Annotated in this window: 17 protein-coding genes, 1 pseudogene and 1 other annotated feature; of the genes and pseudogenes, 16 read left to right on the top strand and 2 right to left on the bottom strand. The window is 37.6% G+C overall.

Features of this window, described 5'->3' with window-relative positions; genetic code table 11:
- Positions 1-292 precede the first annotated feature (292 nt).
- Together hmpA and pdxR are read left to right on the top strand one after the other, a co-directional pair.
- Complete coding sequence (gene hmpA, locus ACX9YW_RS12780) at positions 293-1534, top strand: NO-inducible flavohemoprotein (protein WP_460346911.1); 1242 nt, start codon at positions 293-295, stop codon at positions 1532-1534.
- A 576-nt stretch (positions 1535-2110) separates the two neighbouring features.
- Positions 2111-3544: a MocR-like pyridoxine biosynthesis transcription factor PdxR gene (gene pdxR / locus ACX9YW_RS12775; protein ID WP_460346909.1), complete on the top strand. Its 1434-nt coding sequence runs from the start codon at positions 2111-2113 to the stop codon at positions 3542-3544.
- Between the two features lie 90 nt (positions 3545-3634).
- Here the strand turns inward: pdxR and ACX9YW_RS12770 are convergent.
- Positions 3635-3754, bottom strand: a pseudogene (locus ACX9YW_RS12770) (hypothetical protein); the annotation flags it as partial.
- A gap of 166 nt (positions 3755-3920) precedes the next feature.
- Between ACX9YW_RS12770 and ACX9YW_RS12765 the strand changes: the two are divergent.
- The 6 genes from ACX9YW_RS12765 (at position 3921) to ACX9YW_RS12740 (ending at position 8759) form a co-directional block, all read left to right on the top strand.
- Positions 3921-4862 carry a ring-cleaving dioxygenase gene (locus tag ACX9YW_RS12765; protein ID WP_460346907.1) on the top strand — a complete coding sequence of 314 codons (942 nt, stop codon included), beginning with the start codon at positions 3921-3923 and terminating at the stop codon, positions 4860-4862.
- 60 nt (positions 4863-4922) lie between these two features.
- The gene (locus tag ACX9YW_RS12760) at positions 4923-5528 is read left to right on the top strand and encodes an alpha/beta hydrolase (RefSeq protein ID WP_460346906.1); all 606 of its coding nucleotides are present in this window, start codon (positions 4923-4925) and stop codon (positions 5526-5528) included.
- Positions 5529-5765: 237 nt separating this feature from the next.
- Positions 5766-6173: a DoxX family protein gene (locus ACX9YW_RS12755; protein WP_460346904.1), complete on the top strand. Its 408-nt coding sequence runs from the start codon at positions 5766-5768 to the stop codon at positions 6171-6173.
- 19 nt (positions 6174-6192) lie between these two features.
- The gene (locus tag ACX9YW_RS12750; RefSeq protein WP_460346902.1) at positions 6193-7041 is read left to right on the top strand and encodes a VOC family protein; all 849 of its coding nucleotides are present in this window, start codon (positions 6193-6195) and stop codon (positions 7039-7041) included.
- A gap of 20 nt (positions 7042-7061) precedes the next feature.
- The gene (locus tag ACX9YW_RS12745) at positions 7062-8156 is read left to right on the top strand and encodes an LLM class flavin-dependent oxidoreductase (RefSeq protein WP_460346900.1); all 1095 of its coding nucleotides are present in this window, start codon (positions 7062-7064) and stop codon (positions 8154-8156) included.
- Between the two features lie 3 nt (positions 8157-8159).
- Positions 8160-8759: an NADPH-dependent FMN reductase gene (locus ACX9YW_RS12740; RefSeq protein ID WP_460346898.1), complete on the top strand. Its 600-nt coding sequence runs from the start codon at positions 8160-8162 to the stop codon at positions 8757-8759.
- A gap of 361 nt (positions 8760-9120) precedes the next feature.
- Here ACX9YW_RS12740 and ACX9YW_RS12735 read toward each other — a convergent pair whose 3' ends face one another.
- Positions 9121-9645: a hypothetical protein gene (locus ACX9YW_RS12735; protein ID WP_460346896.1), complete on the bottom strand. Its 525-nt coding sequence runs from the start codon at positions 9643-9645 to the stop codon at positions 9121-9123.
- Between the two features lie 399 nt (positions 9646-10044).
- On the opposite strand from ACX9YW_RS12735, the gene ACX9YW_RS12730 reads away from it, so the two are divergent.
- From ACX9YW_RS12730 to ACX9YW_RS12695, 8 genes are all read left to right on the top strand, one after another.
- Entirely contained in the window at positions 10045-10329 is a 285-nt protein-coding gene (locus tag ACX9YW_RS12730) for a hypothetical protein (protein ID WP_460346894.1), read from the top strand.
- 518 nt (positions 10330-10847) lie between these two features.
- Positions 10848-11999, top strand: a complete 1152-nt coding sequence (spoIIP, locus tag ACX9YW_RS12725) for a stage II sporulation protein P (protein ID WP_460346892.1) — start codon at positions 10848-10850, stop codon at positions 11997-11999.
- Positions 11996-12145: a hypothetical protein gene (locus ACX9YW_RS12720; protein WP_460346890.1), complete on the top strand. Its 150-nt coding sequence runs from the start codon at positions 11996-11998 to the stop codon at positions 12143-12145. The genes spoIIP and ACX9YW_RS12720 overlap by 4 nt, the downstream gene beginning before the upstream one ends.
- Positions 12146-12421: 276 nt before the next feature.
- The gene (locus ACX9YW_RS12715; RefSeq protein ID WP_460346888.1) at positions 12422-12973 is read left to right on the top strand and encodes a glycerol-3-phosphate acyltransferase; all 552 of its coding nucleotides are present in this window, start codon (positions 12422-12424) and stop codon (positions 12971-12973) included.
- Positions 12974-12988: 15 nt separating this feature from the next.
- The gene (locus ACX9YW_RS12710) at positions 12989-13852 is read left to right on the top strand and encodes a metal-dependent hydrolase (protein ID WP_460347100.1); all 864 of its coding nucleotides are present in this window, start codon (positions 12989-12991) and stop codon (positions 13850-13852) included.
- A gap of 42 nt (positions 13853-13894) precedes the next feature.
- A complete protein-coding gene (locus ACX9YW_RS12705) occupies positions 13895-15496 on the top strand; it encodes an aminotransferase class V-fold PLP-dependent enzyme (RefSeq protein WP_460346886.1) in 1602 nt (533 codons plus the stop codon).
- 1 nt (position 15497) lies between these two features.
- Positions 15498-17354: an LTA synthase family protein gene (locus ACX9YW_RS12700; RefSeq protein WP_460346884.1), complete on the top strand. Its 1857-nt coding sequence runs from the start codon at positions 15498-15500 to the stop codon at positions 17352-17354.
- 52 nt (positions 17355-17406) lie between these two features.
- Positions 17407-17669, top strand: a binding site (T-box leader).
- Between the two features lie 66 nt (positions 17670-17735).
- On the top strand, positions 17736-19367 hold the full coding sequence (locus ACX9YW_RS12695) for a glutamine--tRNA ligase/YqeY domain fusion protein (RefSeq protein ID WP_460346882.1): 1632 nt from the start codon (positions 17736-17738) through the stop codon (positions 19365-19367).

The raw sequence follows: 19367 nt of genomic DNA, 5'->3' as shown, positions 1-19367 counted from the left end.
AAGAAACTTTTAAAAAAATGACCAATATGTTCCGATTATTTTAGTCTAAAAGCCATTCCAAACATAAATAGTGGAATGGCTTTTTTGTTTAGGAATATGATAGTCAGCAAGATATGTTCCATTGTATTAATAAGTGCTAAGTTCATTTTAGAATTTATGACAAAATACCAAACTAGATTCCTATAAATTATCTAAATAAAATAATATGTGATTTAAATCACTTATTCAGTGTTATTTATTTAATATAATCACCATGTAAATAGTATTAATTGCATATGAAGGAGTGTTACGAGTGTTAGACCAAAAAACAATTGAAATCGTTAAATCTACCGTACCAGTACTAGAAAAACATGGTGAAGCTATAACGACTAAATTTTATCAACTGATGTTTGGGAATCATCCTGAATTATTGAATATTTTTAACCATGCAAACCAAAAACAGGGCAGACAGCAAAAGGCACTTGCAAGTACGGTATATGCTGCAGCTAAGTATATTGATAATTCTGAAACGATCATCCCAGTGGTTAAACAAATTGGGCATAAGCATAGAAGTCTAGGTATTAAGCCGGAACATTATCCGATTGTCGGCAAGCATCTTCTATTAGCGATTAAAGATGTTTTAGGTGATGCAGCAACGGATGAAATAATGAATGCCTGGGCAAAGGCATATAGCGTAATAGCGGATGCATTTATTAGTGTAGAAGCTGAAATGTATAATGAGGCTTCTAGTCAGCAGGGAGGATGGGATGGTTTCCGCAACTTTGTAGTGGATCGGAAAGTGAAAGAAAGTGATGTGATTACTTCCTTCTACTTAAAACCAGAAGATGCAAACGAAATGGCAACTTTTCTTCCAGGTCAGTATATTAGCATTAAACTGGAAGTAGATGGAGAAGCCTATACCCATATCCGACAATATAGTTTATCTGATGCTCCTGGAAAGGATTATTATCGGATTAGTGTAAAAAGAGAATCAGGCTCTTCCAAACCCAATGGAACCGTCTCTAACTATCTTCATGATCAGGTAGTAGTAGGTGACATTCTAAAGGTAAGTGCTCCGGCTGGCGACTTTGTTCTTGATACCAGCTGTGATAGTCCCGTTGTATTGATAAGTGGCGGGGTTGGATTAACTCCCATCATTAGTATGTTAAAAACGATTGTTGAGGTACAACCTGAAAGAAAAGTTACTTTTATCCATGCGGCTGAAAATGGTAAGCTGCATGCACTTAGAGAAGAAGTCGAAGCAATTTCAGCGCTTGAAAATGTTAAATCGTTTGTATTTTATGCTTCACCAACTAAGGAAGATCGTGAAAGCAACCGGTTCGATCAGGAAGGATATATCACAAAGGATTGGCTTGAAAAAAATATACCTGTTAAAAATACCGATTTTTATTTCTGTGGACCAATAGCTTTTATGAAAATAATCAATCGTTCATTAAAGGATTTAGGAGTGAGTGAACAGCAAATTCATTTTGAATTCTTTGGACCAATGGACAGTCTTGAAGAACAAGAACAAAGAGAGCTAGTTACCGTTTAGGTGAAAAGGTTGAAAATGGATAAAATCCGGTTTCCATGAAGGAAATCGGTATTTTTCCATTTTGGTATATGAATAAGATGGATGCCTAAACAATGGGCCATCATGAAAGATAAAAATAATAAGTGGATGGTCAAAATATTTGCAAAGTGGATGGTCAAAATATTAATATTTATTTTATAATGATTATTTGAATTCATCTTTTATTTATCTTCATATAAAAGAGTATAGGTTATTTTTTTTACCTAACAACAAAGAGGTGTATAATGGAAATATTAGTAACCTTGGTCATCATTATTTTAATTGGTTCTTTTATAGGAACCTTATTGCTAACGGGAAAAAGTGATAGCAATTATCGGAGTGCAACAAAAAGAAATACAACCAACTTGACTTTAATATATGTAGTAGTTATTTTAATTTCTTTATTAGCCCTCGGCGTGTATATTAAATTTATTTAGTTTTTCTTTTTATAACCTATTGGTCGTAATGACTCAATAGGTTATTTAATTTAGCTGGAGATTTAACCAAGCTAGGCTATGGTGTGTAAGGTTACAATTTTAATTAAAAGGAATGTGACTAATGGATTGGAAACCTAACCGAGATGCGAAGAAACCGATATACAAACAACTTGCTGAATATATTGAAAATGGTATTGCGGACGGAACTTTTCCACAGGATAAACCGCTACCCTCGGAGAGATACTTAGCAAAAGAGTTAAATATTAATAGAAGTACTGTCGTATCAGCCTATGATGAACTCCAATCAAATGGGCTTATTCAACGCAATCGTGGAAGTGGTACAATGATCAGTAAGGATATATGGGGGATAACCAAAAAACGTATTCCAAGTTGGAACAGGTACATAGAAGCTGGTTCATTTTTACCCAATTTACCGGTCACTCAAAGAATACGTAAAGAGATGGAAGAGCAAAAGCTCATCAATCTAGCCAGTGGGGAATTATCGGAAGATCTTTTTCCGCTGGAATCTTTTAGAGAGATTACATCAACGAGATCCTTTATTGGAAGGCTTGGTTATGATCATCCACAGGGAAATGCAATATTACGGAATACGATTTCCAAGCATGTGAATGAGTTCCGAGATATTGAAACAAATCCCTCCTCTATCCTGATTACGTCTGGAGCACAACAAGCCCTACACTTAGTCGTTCAGTGTTTATTAAAACCTGGTGATGCCGTGGTAATCGAGGATCCATCGTATCATTATAGTTTGCCGATATTTAAATCGGCAGGTTTGAAAATTTTCTATTTACCTGTCAATAGCGATGGGCTAAATCCGAATGAGTTATTGGAATTACTTAAAAAACATCGTATCCGAATGATCTTTTTAAATCCAGCTTTTCAAAATCCAACCGGTACTCTCCTAAAAGAAACTAGGCTGAAGACTATCTTAGATATCTCTTCGGAACATGGGATACCTGTGGTGGAAGACGATCCGTATAGTTTAACTTCTTATAACGGAGAACAAGTATCAACCTTAAAATCACTAGATAAACATGGTAATGTCCTATACATTAGTTCTTTATCAAAAATCGTTGCTTCGGGTTTAAGAATTGGTTGGATAGTTGGACCAAAATCGGTTATAGAGAGGTTATCGGATGCTAAACAAATCATCGATTTTGGCCATGCCAGCTTTACGCAATGGATTGCGAATGATTTTTTAGAGTCAGGACATTTTCATTCACATATAAAAAAACTAGTAAAGGAATTAGAAATACGGAGAAATCAAATCATTACGAGTCTTAGACTTTTCTTACATGATAAAGTCGAATTTACGATACCTCAGGGTGGAATCCATATTTGGTGTAAATTAAAGAGGGAAGTTGACGAAATGAAATTATTGGAAAATGCTCTAAAAAAAGGAGTCATCTTTGTCCCCGGATCGACAATGGGATCTCAAAAAGGTTATGTACGATTTACTTTTGCTAGAGAGAATGAAAAATCTATTAATGAAGGGATCAAAAGATTTGCCGAGGCCCTAAAAACTACCCCATAACTTAATAGACTAAGCTTGCATGATTTTATCCAAACAAAAGAACTGTAGTGTAATTGGACCGTCTACAGTTCTTTTTTTATCTGCTGCTTCGCTACTGACTTCAAAATTTAAACGAAAACTTCGTGTATCGATATTGAAGGTTCCTACAGATGCAACTTCTTCATCTACAATAATTGTTTCCATCCATAAAATGAATCCTTTCCCTTTAATTTAACGAATAACATTGACATATAAGATATTATAAATTATTATTATCTCAGATTCAAGATATTGTAATTAAAGATAAATAGAAGCGTTAGATTGCATTTTCAACTATCAGGTCAAAATAAACTATCAAGTTTTCAAAATAAACGAGCTAATAAAGGAGTGGTAATAAATGAGTAAAAAAACAATGGGGATTCACCATATTACTGCAATTGTAGGACATCCACAGGAAAATGTAGATTTTTATGCAGGAGTGTTAGGTTTACGTTTAGTAAAGCAAACGGTTAATTTTGATGATCCGGGTACTTATCACTTGTATTTTGGTAATGAAGGTGGAAAACCTGGAACCATCATTACTTTCTTTCCGTGGGCTAACGCCTATCCAGGGAGAGTTGGCGACGGGCAGGTAGGAGTAACTTCTTATGTTGTTCCAAAAGGTGCTCTCGGCTTCTGGGAACAGAGATTAGAAAAGTTTCAAATTTCTTTCACTAAAACGGAACGATTTGGTGAAGAGTATTTGCAATTTAATGATCCTCATGGGCTTCATTTAGAAATCGTGGAACGCGAAGAAGGTGAAGTGAATACTTGGACGTTTGCTGGTGTTACACCAGAAGTGGCGATAAAAGGTTTTGGAGGAGCTATTCTATTTTCCAGCCAGCCTAACAAAACTGCAGAATTACTGGAAAAAGTAATGGGACTTGAACAAATTGGAAAAGAAGGAGATTTCGCTCGGTTTCGTTCCACTGCAGATATAGGAAATATCATTGATGTTAAACAAACTCCTATCGGTCGTGGGCAAATGGGTGTTGGAACCGTTCACCACATTGCTTGGCGCGCAAAAGACGACCAAGATCAATTAGATTGGCAAAAGTATGTAGCAGAGAACGGATATGGTGTGACACCTGTACAGGATCGAAATTATTTTAATGCTATCTACTTTAGAGAGCATGGGGAACTTCTTTTTGAAATTGCAACGGATCCTCCAGGTTTTGCTCATGATGAATCACAAGAAACAATGGGTGAAAAATTAATGCTTCCAAGTCAATATGAACAATATAGAGAACAACTTGAGCGCAGATTAATACCTATAAAGGTGCGAGAAGTTCGTTCATAATCAATTTTTCTATGAAATCATACCGAATATCTAAATTCTTGTTTTGAAGGGAGATCAATCATGAAGCACATATTTAATAAAGGAAAAGATTTAACAAAGCCTACTTTACTTTTGTTGCATGGAACAGGAGGTAATGAATTAGATTTACTACCTCTAGCAGGAAGAATTGATGAGGAAGCTTCGGTTTTAAGTGTCCGAGGAAATATTTTAGAAAATGGAATGCCAAGATTTTTTAAAAGATTAGCTGAAGGAGTCTTTGATGAAGAAGACCTCATATTCCGCACGAAAGAATTATACGCATTTCTTGATGAGGCGGCTAAGGAATATGAATTTGATCGTGATAATATAATCGCAATTGGTTACTCCAATGGAGCCAATATTGCAGCAAGTTTATTATTTCATTATCAAAATGCTTTAAAAGCGGCCATCCTTCATCATCCAATGGTACCAAGAAGAGGGATTGAACTACCTGATTTATCTGGGAAGGCTGTATTTATTGGAGCTGGGACAAATGATCCGATTTGTTCACCGCAGGAATCAGCCGAATTGCAGTCCTTATTAGAAAAAGCGAATGCGAATGTAGAGATACATTGGGAAAACAGAGGCCATCAATTGACCCTTGAAGAAGTGGAAGCGGCATCTCAGTGGTATAAAAGGCTAATTTAAAATAAAAATGTTAAGAAGGGATACAACTACTGCACATGCTATGTAGTTAGATCCCTTTTTGTGTTATTAAAACGAATGATCTTATTAAACTATATACAAATAATTAAATTACATAATATAAAATACTTACTTGACTTTAGTATGGTATAATAATATACTTACTTACATAAAGTAACCAACTAATAAATTGTATATTAAATTTGTTAGTTAACAACATAACGAAGGAGAGTTAAGTAAATGTTAAGAAAAAATGAAGTCGTAGCAACTATTTTAAGAGTATTTTTAGGGGCAACCTTTTTAATACATGGATTAGCAAAGTTTCAAGGTGGTATAGAAAATACGGTTGGATTTTTTGAAAATCTAGGTCTTCCTGGTTTTACTGCGTATCTGGTAGCTTTAATTGAGCTAATTGGCGGCATCGCTATTGTTCTGGGAATAGGTACAAGAATTATTTCCATATTATTTGCGATTGTTTTAGCGGTTGCCATTATAAAAGTAAAGCTCGCTATTGGATTCCTTGGAAATGGGCAAATGGCAGGCTATGAGCTTGATTTAGCTTTATTGGTCATTTCAATCTATCTTGCTGCAACAAACAAATCCATTTTAGCTTTAGATAATGTACTGTTCCGTTCAGAAAAAGCTTGATAATAAGGAGGAAACGGAAATGAATTTTCATCGTGAACCGATCACATTTGTAGGTCAAGTAACTTTAAAGGTAGAAAATTTACAACGTTCGTTAGCTTTTTATAAAAAGGTTATTGGATTTAAGGTATTGGAACAAACAGACCGTTCCGCAAGCCTTACGGCGGACGGAAAAACCATTTTACTATCCATTGAACAACCAACAAACGTTGTTCCGAAACAAGGAAGAACGACTGGATTATATCACTACGCACTTCTTCTTCCTAAGCGTTCTGATTTAGCAAAAATCGTGCAACATTTCTTAGAAATTGGATTGCGATTTGGTTCTTCCGATCATCTTGTCAGTGAGGCACTTTATTTAAATGATCCGGACGGAAATGGAATTGAAATCTACATCGACCGGGACCCTACCGAATGGAATTGGAGTAATGGTGAAGTGGCAATGACTGTCGATCCATTGAATTTTCAGGACCTTCTTGCTGGTGGAAAACAGCAGTCATGGAAAGGCCTACCTGCCGAAACGGTGATGGGACATATCCATTTGCACGTATCAGAATTAAAAAAGACAGAAGAGTTCTATACGAAGGGACTTGGATTTGAAGTCGTAAACCGATATGGTGCCCAAGCATTATTTATCTCAGATGGCAAATACCATCACCATATCGGACTAAATACTTGGAACGGTGTAGGTGCCCCAACACCAGCTCCTAACAGTGTTGGACTTAAATCCTATACATTAATGCTGGCAAATGAGGACAAGAGAAATAAAACGGTTGATCAGTTAAAGGGTATTGGTGCAACTGTTACAGAAGAAAATGGTTCTTATGTTACATCCGACCCTTCAGGAAACCGAATTGTCCTAAAAGTTTAAGCTGGAGGGAGTGACTTATCATGCAAAAAGTTGAAGGAGCCAATAATAAGGGGATAGAAATCGGTCTCTATACATTAGGAGATATAAGTACGGATCCGCTAACAGGTACACCCATTAGTGCCAGTCAAAGAATGAAGGAAATAATGGAAGCTGCTAAACTCGCCGATGAAGCTGGACTTGATGTGTTTGGAGTTGGTGAACATCACCGCTTAGATTATGCGACTTCAGCCGTTCCGGTTGTTTTAGCAGCGATTGCTGGGCGAACAAAACAAATTAAGTTAACAAGTGCAACGACTGTATTAAGCACGATTGATCCTGTTCGCCTGTTTGAAGACTATGCTACTTTGGATTTGGTTTCAGATGGACGTGCTGAAATCATTGCTGGACGCGGGGCATTTATAGAATCTTTCCCTCTATTTGGATATGACATTAATGACTATGACGCTCTTTTCTCGGAAAACCTAGAATTATTCTTAAAACTTAACGAAAACGAGAGAGTTACGTGGGATGGACGTTTTCGCTCTCCGTTAAGAAATGCTGAGATTGCTCCACGACCTTTACAAGACCAGATACCTATTTGGGCTGGTGTAGGGGGGACTCCAGAAAGTGCAGCTCGTGCGGGCAGATTAGGTGTCGGAATGACTTTAGCTATACTCGGTGGCGAACCTGTACGATTTAAACCACTGATTGACCTATATCGTCAATCTGGCATTGAGGCAGGACATGAGTTAGAGAAACTGAAGGTAGGAGTTACGGGTCACGGGTATTTCTCAAAGACAACCCAACAAGCAAAGGATGAATTTTATCCGTATTATTCTAATTACTGGAATTACGTTAATCGTCAGCGAGGCATGATGAGTGCTAGAATCACAAAATCCGATTTTGAGCAAATGGCAGCTCCGAATACTGCGTTGTTTGTGGGAAGTCCGCAACAGATTGTCGAAAAAATTCTTCATCAATACGAACTTTTTGGCCATCAACGTTTAATGGTACAGATCGATATCGGTGGAATTCCATTCAAAAAAATCGCTGAAGGAATTGAGTTGTTAGCGATGGAAATAGCTCCAAGCGTTCGGAAAGAAATACAAAAAGAATCAAACGTACAGGTGGTGTAATAAATGGGCTTTTTAGACAAACTATTTGGGAAACAAACGAAGGAGGAAGAAACGATGACAACAGAAAAATTAAACATAGGTATCATTTTAGGTAGCACACGTCAAGGACGTGTAAGTCCACAAGTTGGAGAGTGGGTTAAAGGAATTGCTGACAAACGTGGGGATGCGAATTATGAAATTGTCGACATTGCTGACTTTAATCTTCCGTTTTTAGGAACAACTGATGGATCCGAACCAGGAATAGCAGCTTGGAATGAAAAACTTGCAAACCTTGATGGATTCGTATTCATCGTTCAAGAATACAATCACAGTATTACGGGGGCATTAAAGAACGCTCTTGATTTTGCGCGTGAAGCTTGGAATAACAAAGCTGCCGGTATCGTAAGTTATGGTTCAACTGGTGGAGCTCGTGCAGCTGAACATTTACGTGGGATTCTAGGAGAATTAAAAGTGGCTGATGTCCGCACCCATCCAACTTTAAGTTTATTTACCGATTTTGTTAATGGAACGGAATTTAAACCACAAGATCTACATCTAAATAATATTAATGCGATGCTAGAAGAAGTTATTGCTTGGAGCGGAGCATTAAAAACACTACGATAAAATAAGAAGGACCCGCCACTACATTGTGGCGGGTTTTGCATATTACTAAGGAACAAACTTCACTTTGATGGACTTTTACCACAAAAAAAACATGCAACATGTTTTTTTTCGGACATAGAATCCGCTATTTCCTAAAAATGACGGTATTTATGGGCTGTTGCGGACATAAGATCCGTTATTGTCTTAAAAAGCCTAAAAAGTTTGCTAATTTTGGGGTAATAGAGGTACCAGTGTCCGCATTCCTTGTTAAAAGTGCCTAAAATGGTGAAATAACGGATTGTATGTCCGCAAATAGACACTCACTCCCCAAAAAAACAAGATACAAGTTCTAGTTCAAAGCTCATGCTTACAATTAAAATGTTTACTGCGATAGGTTTTTATTACGAGTCACTTTCCCACTACCAGAAGACCTAAAAATATACAAAAATAATAGAAACACCAATACTGTACTTAGATGCAGGATCACATGTGCTGTATTAATAACGATCCCATTTAATGGTGGTAAAAAGGCATGAGTGTTTCCGAACATAACCTCATAGCGCTCAACTACTCCATCAAAGTCCCTTCCCAAGGTCTTTCCAAAAAAATAAGGTAGCCACCAAGCTTGGAACTCACCGAACATGTAAATCGGATAGAGAAGACAAATGTAAATTTTGGCAGCCAAAGGAAATCTTTTTCCCATGTAGATTAAAGTTAGTATAAATCCGATTAAAATAGGGAGCGTGTTGACTGCTGTCTGAAAAATAGCTTCACCAAGAGTATTTTCATCACCAAACCCAACCGGGTCAGTAAAAGGGCCAATTTTCACCCAATCATGGAGAAGTAAAAATAGAATCATATAAAGCTGTAGAATAATGATTGCCCAAAACGACTTAGATAACCGCATTTTATTTGATACCTCCAATCAATTTTAACTCACTAGCATTCTAAGATGTACCTTAATGTTATTTTTATCGTAAAGGATATACTGTGTATTTCCAAGTCAAATTTTCCATTTGAGTAAATTTTATGAATCTATATTTCCTATGAGTACGGAATATGAGTTTAGCCCTACTTCGTATATGGAATATTTTGGTGTGCTAATATGATATAATTATTCAAAGCAATCCTATAAATAGGGTGAGGCCAATTATTGTGTGGATATTGATCATCGAAATAGCGTATCCTCCGATTATTTACCGGATTCATAGACGACTGGATGATTTAGAAAAAAAGATTATATGATTAAATGAAAAATAAGAGAATTGTTGTATGTAATGAGATCATTCAGAAACGAGAGGGTGGCGTGGTGTATTTATTATTATCAATCATTCTATCTACAATATTAGGTTATCTTTTGCTATTGATGGGTCCGCTAATTGGCGGTTTCATCGCGTTTGGTATTGTAGTTGGCTGTTTATTTAGAGGGGTTTACCTTCTTAACGAAATTAGGAAAACACTTGCACCAAAGCCTGATAACGTAAAGGATGCTTCCAATGATTATTTACATGAGAAAGATGATATTCCAGAACATCTGAAAGACAAAGATGCCTATCTGTCTTATCGTAAAAATAAACAAAGTGAGATATAAAATTAGATTTTAAAAGGCAGGGAAAAAATGTCTGAGGAAGAAAGCGAAAGAGTAAAAATAAGTGATTTTTTTAGAAAATCAATCAAAAGTGGAGTCTGAACATTTTTTTTATAAAAAATTTGCTATTTTGGGGTAGTTTTTTATGAAAATGAGGTATTTTCAAGTACTTTTTATGGTTTTTAGGCTAAAACATCATATTGCACCCATTTAGGAAAATTTATATGCCCAACTTTTGGCTGGTATGTCCAAGTTTTTGCAGATATGCCCAACTCTGAAAATTTATGCCCAACTTTTCGATACTTATTTCCAACTTTTCAGATATATGCCCAACTTTTCGCCACATATGCCCAACTTTTTTCATATATGTCCAAGTCTTTGCAGATATGCCCAACTTTCGCCACATATGCCCAACTGCCTAAATAAATCGGGATTTGGGTGAAAAATGGATTCTGTCGCAAAATTGCTTGCCATATCCCCCTTTTAAGAACATATACATCTTTTAAGGGGTGAAAACAAAGATGAGGCAAAGTATTTGGAAAGTTATCTATCACACAATCTTAGGCGTTTTGTTTACTTTCATTCTTATTGGCATCATTATTTTCATGAATATCAAAATTGACTCCAAGGGAATACATATTAATTTCGGTGAATTAGGACAGCAAAATGTCCTTTTGAATTTCCTACGAGCAGAAAATCATTATTTTTATCAAATAATGGATGGTGAGAAGGATCTTTTCACTATTTCAAATATGACAAGTACCATATTCCATCTAGCAACGAATATTAAGCCGACTGACACGAGAACTTTTTTAGGTAATGAATTGCCTGGTTTAAGTTTGTTTGATATTGAAATTGTTGTGGCTGGTGAGGGGACCACGCTTGCCACGCTGCCATACGAATCATCACCACCATTGGATGTTCTATTGAAGGAACGGGAACTAGTGGAGGAAAATATAAAAAATACCGTACTTGATGAATCTACTCAACCTCCATTTTCGAACTCTCAAGAGAAAACGGTCTTTATTTACCAAACTCACAGTTGGGAATCCTATCTTCCCTACATAAAGAATCCAAAAAGTATCAATGACGCTATCAGTTCGGATCCGCGTGTCAATGTAGTGGGACTTGGTAAAAGACTTAGTAACAATCTGCAAAAAGCGGGAATTGGCGTCGAACATGATCAAACCAATATGACCCAGGCGCTTCATAAACGTAATCTTGATTATTATGATTCTTATTCGCTTTCAGGCGATATTGTCGAGGCAAGTGCCAATAAAAATAAAAAACTAGAATATTTCATCGATATTCATCGGGATTCGCAAAGAAAGGAAAAAACGACTAAAACCATAAATGGGAAACCATACGCTAGAATTTATTTTATCATTGGCAAAGAGAATAAAAATTACGAGCAAAATCAACAATTTGCAGAGGAATTGAATAAAAGGTTGGAAGAGAAATATCCAGGTATTAGCAGAGGTGTCTTTTTGAAACCGAAAAGTGAAGGAAATGGAGTTTATAACCAAGACATTTCCAACCGAGCCATTTTAATCGAGGTTGGCGGGGTAGACAATAATCTGGAGGAACTGACAAGGACTATAGATGCCTTTTCAGACATCTTCACTGAATATTATTGGGAGTCCAAGGAGGCAATCGAGGTGAATGGGAAATGAAGTCCTCGAATAGATGGCTATTTTTTACCTTATTTAGTAGTCTAGTATCCTATTATTTATCAAGTATCTCATTGCTTACCATTGGTACTTTTTTGACCGGCTTTATTTTTTCGATTGCTTATCTTTATAAAGAAAATCTTGCTTAAAAAGCTAGTTCATAAACTGGGATTGTGTATGTTTCATGGAGTACATATTCCCGGTTTTTTAATTACCCGATTTTTAATGAACATGGTAAAATTGACCAAAGAGGTAGATGATATGGTTAAAACACGAATGGTTTCCTATACTTGACAATAAATAAAGGAAATTATTCTAAGTGAATCGAAATTTAATATAAAACAAAAATAAAGTGAGTTGATTCCGATGAATAGGATGCAGCGAATAACTTGGACTGAAAATCATAGGGAATTGAAGGAAATGGTATGATTGCAAAAGTGATCTCGGTCATTCTATTTTCTTATTTCCTTGGTAGCATAACGGGTGCCTATTATTTAACCAAATGGATGGTTGGAAAAGATATTCGTAAGCTTGGCAGTGGTAATGTTGGTGCCCGAAATGCCGGGAGACAGCTAGGGAAGAAAGGATTTTTGTACACAGTCATCATTGATGCTACAAAGGTGCTGATTGCTCTTTTAATCACGTCTGCCTTATTCCCGCAAAATGATCGGATGCTATTGGTTAGTGCATTATGTTTATTAATTGGACATATCTGGCCGCTCCATCTCGGTTTTAAAGGTGGAAAGGGAGTCGTTGTTTATTTGGCGATAACCCTTTATTTCGTTCCAGTTGCCATTTTGGTTGTAGGGGCTTGTGTAGGAATAGGTTACTTACTAGTAAAAAACTTCACCATTACTGGCCTCATTTCGATGATTTCCATTCCTATCACAGCCTGGATAGTGGGCGAAAATGATTTTGCGATTGGCCTAATGATTTTACTAATCATCGTCATCATCCCACATTTAACAAGAAAATAGGAAGGGGATATAGCTCTGGATACGATTACTCATACCTTGTTTGGTCTTTCATTATACGGGACAATCAATAAAGATAAAATGGACAAACGAACCAAAATGGCCTATTTGCTCACGGCCGTTGGCGCCAGTCAAATACCTGACAGTGATGTGATTTCCCAAGTTTGGGATACTGCCGGGCTTTATCAAATGTGGCATCGCGGTATCACTCACTCTATTTTTTTAACACCGATTTGGGCGTTGCTTTTCTATGTCATTTGTCGACTATTCTTTAAAGTAAATGATAAGCGGCTTTTTTTCCTCGGCTGGATCGCCGTCGTAATCCATACTACGAGTGATTTATTTAACGCCTGGGGAACTGGTTATTTAGAACCTTTTTCAAATGAGAGAATCACGTTTGGAACTATTCCGATTATAGACTTTGTATTTTGGATGATCATGGGCAGTGCCTTTTTATTATCTAGGAAAACAACAGCGAAGCGGGTTAAATACTTTAAAGTAGCCTTTCTTCTCATGGCCCTTCATGTTGTCATACAAAGTCTGCAAGGCTATTATTTTGTTCAAAAATACAGTCATGAATATGACCAAGTTGCTTTATCAGCCGGTTTTATTCCTACTACATTTCAGGTTATTACGAAACATAATGGCACTGTAACGATCTTTCAGGATGGCATTTTCTTGGCTAAAAAAACCCAATATGTACTTCAATCTAAAGAGGACGCCGACCTAGAATATTTGTTTGCCCAAAACCCAAAAGCTAAGACCCTTTACCAATGGTCACCATTTGTCGTCATCATTGATAATGGAAACCAACTCGGTATTTACGATCCAAGATTCTACCGAAACGGTGAATCCTTTCTATATGAATATATAATACAGTGAAAATAATCACTCCACTTCATTTTGGCTAGAGGAGGTTGGAATATGGAATCCCATACTTTAACATATAAAATCGCAACAGACGCGAAAGAAATGGATCAAATCTATCAGTTAAATTATGAAACGTTCGTCGAAGAAATTCCCCAGCATCAACATAACGAAGACAGACGTTTAGTTGATAAATTTGATAGAGAAAATGTTTATATCATTGCAAAGGATGGAGCGGAAGTTGTCGGAATGATTGCGGTTCGTGCCAATCGTCCGTTTTCCCTAGATTATAAGTTAGATAACTTAGATAAATATTTACCGGAGAATGCGAAACCATGTGAAATCCGACTGCTTTCCGTGAAAAAGGACTATCGGAAAACGAGGGTATTTTATCAACTAGTGGATTCTCTTGTGAGCTATTGCTTGGATCAAAGCTATAATATGGCGCTGATTTCCGGGACTGACCGCCAAATCAGATTATACAAAAGAATCGGTTTCCAACCGTTTGGACCAATGGTTGGGACGGAAGGGGCAATGTTTCAACCGATGTACTTAACGAAGGAAAAGTTTGAAACAACCTCTAAAGCGTTCTCGAAGATGATGGTCGATAAACAGGAATCATCCGAGCAAATCAACCTTCTTCCAGGCCCCGTAGCCATTCATAAAGAAGTCCAACAAGCATTTATGAAATCCGCTATTTCTCATCGTGCCAGTGATTTTATCGAAATAATGAACAGAGTACAGGAAAAGCTTTGCCAACTCTTTCATGCGAACAATGTCCAAATAGCCGTTGGGACAGGAACGCTCGCGAATGATCTAGTCGCTGCACAGATTAAGACTCTTCCGGGGAAAGGATTAATTATCGCCAACGGAGAATTTGGTTATCGTCTCATCGATCATGGGGAAAGACACGGATTAGCGTTTTATAAAATAGAAAAAAGATGGAACCAAAAGGTGTCACTAAACGAAATAGAAAGTTATTTCATCCTGCACCCTGATATTCAATGGATTTGGACGGTTCATTGTGAAACATCAACGGGCTATCTTTATGATTTACCTAGTTTACTAGAATTAACGAAAATGTACCAAATTAAACTATGTGTGGATGCATGCAGTTCGGTTGGTGTCGTACCTGTCGACTTTAAAGATGTATTTTTAGCCAGTACGGTAAGTGGTAAAGGACTAGGCTCTTACCCAGGCTTAGCCATCGTTTTTCATCAGGAGCCCATTCGACCAAATAAAGCGATTCCGCGATATTTAGACTTAGGGCAATATGCACTTTCTAATAGCATTCCTTATACCCATTCTTCGAACCTTATTTATGCCTTATATGAGGCATTAAATAGAGTCGATTTGGAAACGAAGTACGCAGTAGCGAATGCTGTTAAAAAGAGGTTATTCGAATCCGGTTTCGATGTGTTGGGGGATGGAAATTACTCACCGGGGATTATCACCATTCCGCTACCTGAATTCATTTCCTCTAGAGCCATTGGCGATCAGCTGAGGGATAAGGGAGTACTACTTAGCTATGAAAGTGATTACTTATTGGAACGGAATTGGATACAGCTAGCCTTAATGGCCAATCTTTCCATGGCGGAAATGGAAAAGGCTTTAGCCATTCTTCAACAAACCATATATACAAAAGTGGAGCAAGTATAATATGATCGCTCAAAGAAAACGATTAGATAATTTGACTGGTTTACAACTCACCTTAATCGTGGCTAGCATCCTATGGCTAAAAACAGTCGTGGTATGCTTTGTCGGCTTTAATTTACGCATTCAATCATTTTTTGATTTGGTTCTCATTTTAACAAATTCGATTGGGTCACTCGTTTTGTTGATGGGAATGAGTTTTTATTTTGGTGATAAGGTAAACCGCTTTCTATTATATGGACTGCTTTTGGTTGGTACCGGCATTCTATATGGGGATTTACTTTATCATCGGTTTTACAATGACTTTGTGACCGCTCCGATTCTTTTTCAATTTAATAATGTTGGTGGCTTAAGTGCTAGTACAGTTGAATTAATGAGTCCATGGGATCTATTTTTGTTTATGGATCTCGTTATTGTTGCGATGCTGCTGATAAAGTCGGGGTCAATCCTTACCGTTTCAACGCAAAGCAAAAGGAAGTATGTCTCAGTTGGTTCGGCATTAGTAGTTTTAACGATTGGTCTAGGTTTGGTCAAATCTGTTCATCTTTTTTCTGAATCTTATGACCGTGGGCAAATGGTCAAATCATTGGGACCATTAAATTATCATTTATATGATATTGCCCTAGGAATAAAAGCACCACTACAGAGGCTCATTGCCACAGAGGCAGATGTTGTTACGGCACAAGAGTACCTGCAGCAAAAAGATTCGGAACGAACGGACTTGTTTGGAATCGCCAAAGGGAAAAATATCGTCTTAATCAGTTTGGAATCGACTCAAGGCTTTGTCATCAATCAGAAAGTGAATGGCAAGGAAATTACGCCATTTCTAAACGATTTAATAGAACATAGCTTTTATTTTGATCATGTCTTTGATCAAACCGCCCAAGGAAAAACATCCGATGCTGAATTTATGATTGATACCAGTCTTTACCCATTAGCAAGTGGCTCGGTATTTGTCAGAAGACCGGAAAATACGTTCTATAGTTTGCCGCATATTTTAAAAGATAATCAGCCTTATTACGCGGCTGTCTTTCATGGCAATGTGCCGACGTTTTGGAATCGTGATGTCATGTACCAAACACTGGGCTATGACCGATTTTTTTCAAAGGAAGATTACATTGTAACGGACGAAAACTCCATCAATTATGGAATTAAGGATATACCGTTCTTTACTCAATCCATTAAGCACTTAAAGAAAATACCCCAACCGTACTATGCGAAATTCCTTACGTTAACGAATCATTTTCCGTTTCTGCTGGATGAGCATGATAGGTTTATTGACGAAGCAGATACAGATGTAGATGTTGTGAATCGCTATGTAACGACGGTTCGCTATATGGATCAAGCTCTTGAAACGTTTTTTGCCAAATTAAAACAAGAAGGAATGTATGAAAATACTGTGTTTGTGTTAGCCGGCGACCACTACGGTATTTCTGAGAAATATGAAAAAGGTCTTAGTGAGCTATTGGGCGAAAAAAATGATCTGGTCAACCATATGAACCAACAACGAATTCCTTTAATCATTCACGTTCCCGGTCAAGAAGGGGAGACGATTACCACCCAAGGGGGAGAAATCGATATCCGGCCGACCCTCCTTCATCTTCTTGGAATCAAGTCTGAGAATGGCTATTCATTCGGTCATAATCTTTTTACACGAGACAGTGATCACCCCGTCATTTTCAGGGACGGCAGTTTTATTTCGCAAAAGTATTTTTATAAAAACAACCTTTGTTATAACAAGAAGGATGGGAATGTGCTGGATATACCGGTTTGTAAACCTTATTTAGATAAAGTAAGACAAGAGCTGACGCTTTCAGATGACATCATTATCGGGGATTTATTAAGATTTATGGTCGATAAATAATGGGCTAATACATCTTTACATGACATCCTACACATGCTAATATAGTAGAAATTTAAAGGCAATGAAGAGAAGAGTAGATAATAGGAATTCTTCGGCAGAGAGCTCCGGCAGCTGAAAAGGAGCAAGAAATCCGTTATTGAAACAAGGCTCTGAGCTGCGCATTGGATCCGAGTAGGTGATAGTGTGACGGATGCTCCCGTTAACGGGCTAGGGTATAAGCATTGTGGAAATGGACCATGCCGTACCTGACAAGGTTTATATGGCAACATATAAATAAACTGGGGTGGCACCGCGACAACAAATCTCGTCCCCAAGACTTAAACGTCTTGGGGGTGGGATTTTTTTTATTGGCTAAAATTTTACCAAAAATAAGGAGGAATCATGATGGACATCGAAAAATTGCTGGAAGAGGAAATCAATCTGAGTGACCCAATCGTGACAAGATTTCCACCTGAACCAAACGGCTATCTCCATATCGGGAGCGCTTATGCGATTCATATTAATTATACCTTGGCGAATAAATACGGTGGTCACTTTAATCTCCGTTTCGATGACACGAATCCGCTGAAGGAAGACATTGAGTACGTTAACTCGATTATCGAGGATATGAACTGGCTGGGCTACAGTCCAGGGGAAAGAATTTTCTATGGTTCGGATTATTCGGAGGAGATTTTTGAAGCTGCCGTGAAATTAATCAAAAAGGGCAAAGCCTATGTTTGCGAACTATCACCGGAAGAAATCACTGAATATCGAGGAACGTTAACCGAGCCGGGGAAAAATAGTCCTTATCGCAATCGGACTATTGAGGAAAATCTGGACTTATTTTATCGGATGAAAAATGGAGAGTTTCCAACTGCTTCGATGGTATTAAGGGCCAAAATCGATATGACTTCCCCCAATATCAATCTAAGGGATCCAATCATTTACCGAATTATTCATGCTGATCATTATCGAACAGGCAGCGATTGGTGCATCTACCCCATGTATGATTTTGCCCATCCGATTCAAGATATGATGGAAGGGGTAACATATTCCTTATGTTCGATTGAATTTAAGGATCATCGCCCTCTTTATGAGTGGGTGCTTAATGAATTGGATATTCCTAATCCACCGAAACAACGTGAATTTGGACGTGTGACGTTAACAGGAGTTGTCACGAGTAAACGTTATTTGCGTGAGTTAGTCGCGGAGGGATATGTAGATGGCTGGGATGACCCCCGCCTTCCAACCATTAAAGGGTTGAGGCGCCGTGGATTTACACCAGAAAGTATTCGTGATTTTGTCGAAAGTATTGGGCTAGTCCGGCATCAAAGCACCGTTGATTTTTCGATGCTTGAAAGCTCGCTGAGAAATGAGCTGAAAGCAAAGGTCAATACGATTATGGCGGTGTTAAACCCACTAAAAGTGGTCATTACCAACTATCCAGAAGGGGAAACCGAGATTTTAGAGATTGAAAATAATTCAGAAAACCCCGATCTTGGTAAAAGAAACGTCCCTTTTGGGAAGGTAATTTTTATTGAACAAGAAGATTTTATGGAAACTCCTTCGAAAGGCTTTAAACGGTTATCTCTTGGTGAAGAAGTTCGCTTAAAAGGGGCTTATTTTATCAAATGTCACGAAGTCATTAAGGATGAAACGACCGATGAAATAATCGAACTACGGTGCACCTATGACCCTGAGACAAAAAGCGGCTCAGGATTTACGGGGAGAAAAGTAAAAGGCACCATACATTGGGTATCTGCTGAGCACGGTGAAAAAGCAGAAATTCATTTGTTTGAACGGTTGTTGTTGGATGAGGATACGGAGAAGAATTGGGATGAAAGAATCAATCCGAACTCACGGCTAGTGCTTCGAAATGGTATTCTTGAACCTTCGATTAGGGGGGCGAATTCAGAAGACAAGTTTCAATTTATCCGTCATGGGTATTTTACTCTAGACAAGGAGTCTATAGATGGAAACTTGCAATTTAACCGTATCGTATCGCTAAAGGATTCATGGAAAAAAGGTAATTAG

It is taken from the genome of Pseudoneobacillus rhizolycopersici (assembly GCF_054786815.1).
This window is presented reverse-complemented; position numbering and strand designations above follow the sequence as displayed.

Bases quoted from the DNA above. Each gene is read 5' to 3' on its own strand.
- ACX9YW_RS12700 (WP_460346884.1), top strand. From the start codon at position 15,498: ATGATCGCTCAAAGAAAACGATTAGATAATTTGACTGGTTTACAACTC.
- ACX9YW_RS12740 (WP_460346898.1), top strand. From the start codon at position 8,160: ATGGGCTTTTTAGACAAACTATTTGGGAAACAAACGAAGGAGGAAGAA.
- ACX9YW_RS12735 (WP_460346896.1), bottom strand. From the start codon at position 9,645: ATGCGGTTATCTAAGTCGTTTTGGGCAATCATTATTCTACAGCTTTAT.
- spoIIP (WP_460346892.1), top strand. From the start codon at position 10,848: ATGAGGCAAAGTATTTGGAAAGTTATCTATCACACAATCTTAGGCGTT.
- ACX9YW_RS12745 (WP_460346900.1), top strand. From the start codon at position 7,062: ATGCAAAAAGTTGAAGGAGCCAATAATAAGGGGATAGAAATCGGTCTC.
- ACX9YW_RS12750 (WP_460346902.1), top strand. From the start codon at position 6,193: ATGAATTTTCATCGTGAACCGATCACATTTGTAGGTCAAGTAACTTTA.
- ACX9YW_RS12720 (WP_460346890.1), top strand. From the start codon at position 11,996: ATGAAGTCCTCGAATAGATGGCTATTTTTTACCTTATTTAGTAGTCTA.
- ACX9YW_RS12715 (WP_460346888.1), top strand. From the start codon at position 12,422: ATGATTGCAAAAGTGATCTCGGTCATTCTATTTTCTTATTTCCTTGGT.
- ACX9YW_RS12760 (WP_460346906.1), top strand. From the start codon at position 4,923: ATGAAGCACATATTTAATAAAGGAAAAGATTTAACAAAGCCTACTTTA.
- pdxR (WP_460346909.1), top strand. From the start codon at position 2,111: ATGGATTGGAAACCTAACCGAGATGCGAAGAAACCGATATACAAACAA.
- ACX9YW_RS12755 (WP_460346904.1), top strand. From the start codon at position 5,766: ATGTTAAGAAAAAATGAAGTCGTAGCAACTATTTTAAGAGTATTTTTA.
- ACX9YW_RS12765 (WP_460346907.1), top strand. From the start codon at position 3,921: ATGAGTAAAAAAACAATGGGGATTCACCATATTACTGCAATTGTAGGA.
- ACX9YW_RS12705 (WP_460346886.1), top strand. From the start codon at position 13,895: ATGGAATCCCATACTTTAACATATAAAATCGCAACAGACGCGAAAGAA.
- ACX9YW_RS12695 (WP_460346882.1), top strand. From the start codon at position 17,736: ATGATGGACATCGAAAAATTGCTGGAAGAGGAAATCAATCTGAGTGAC.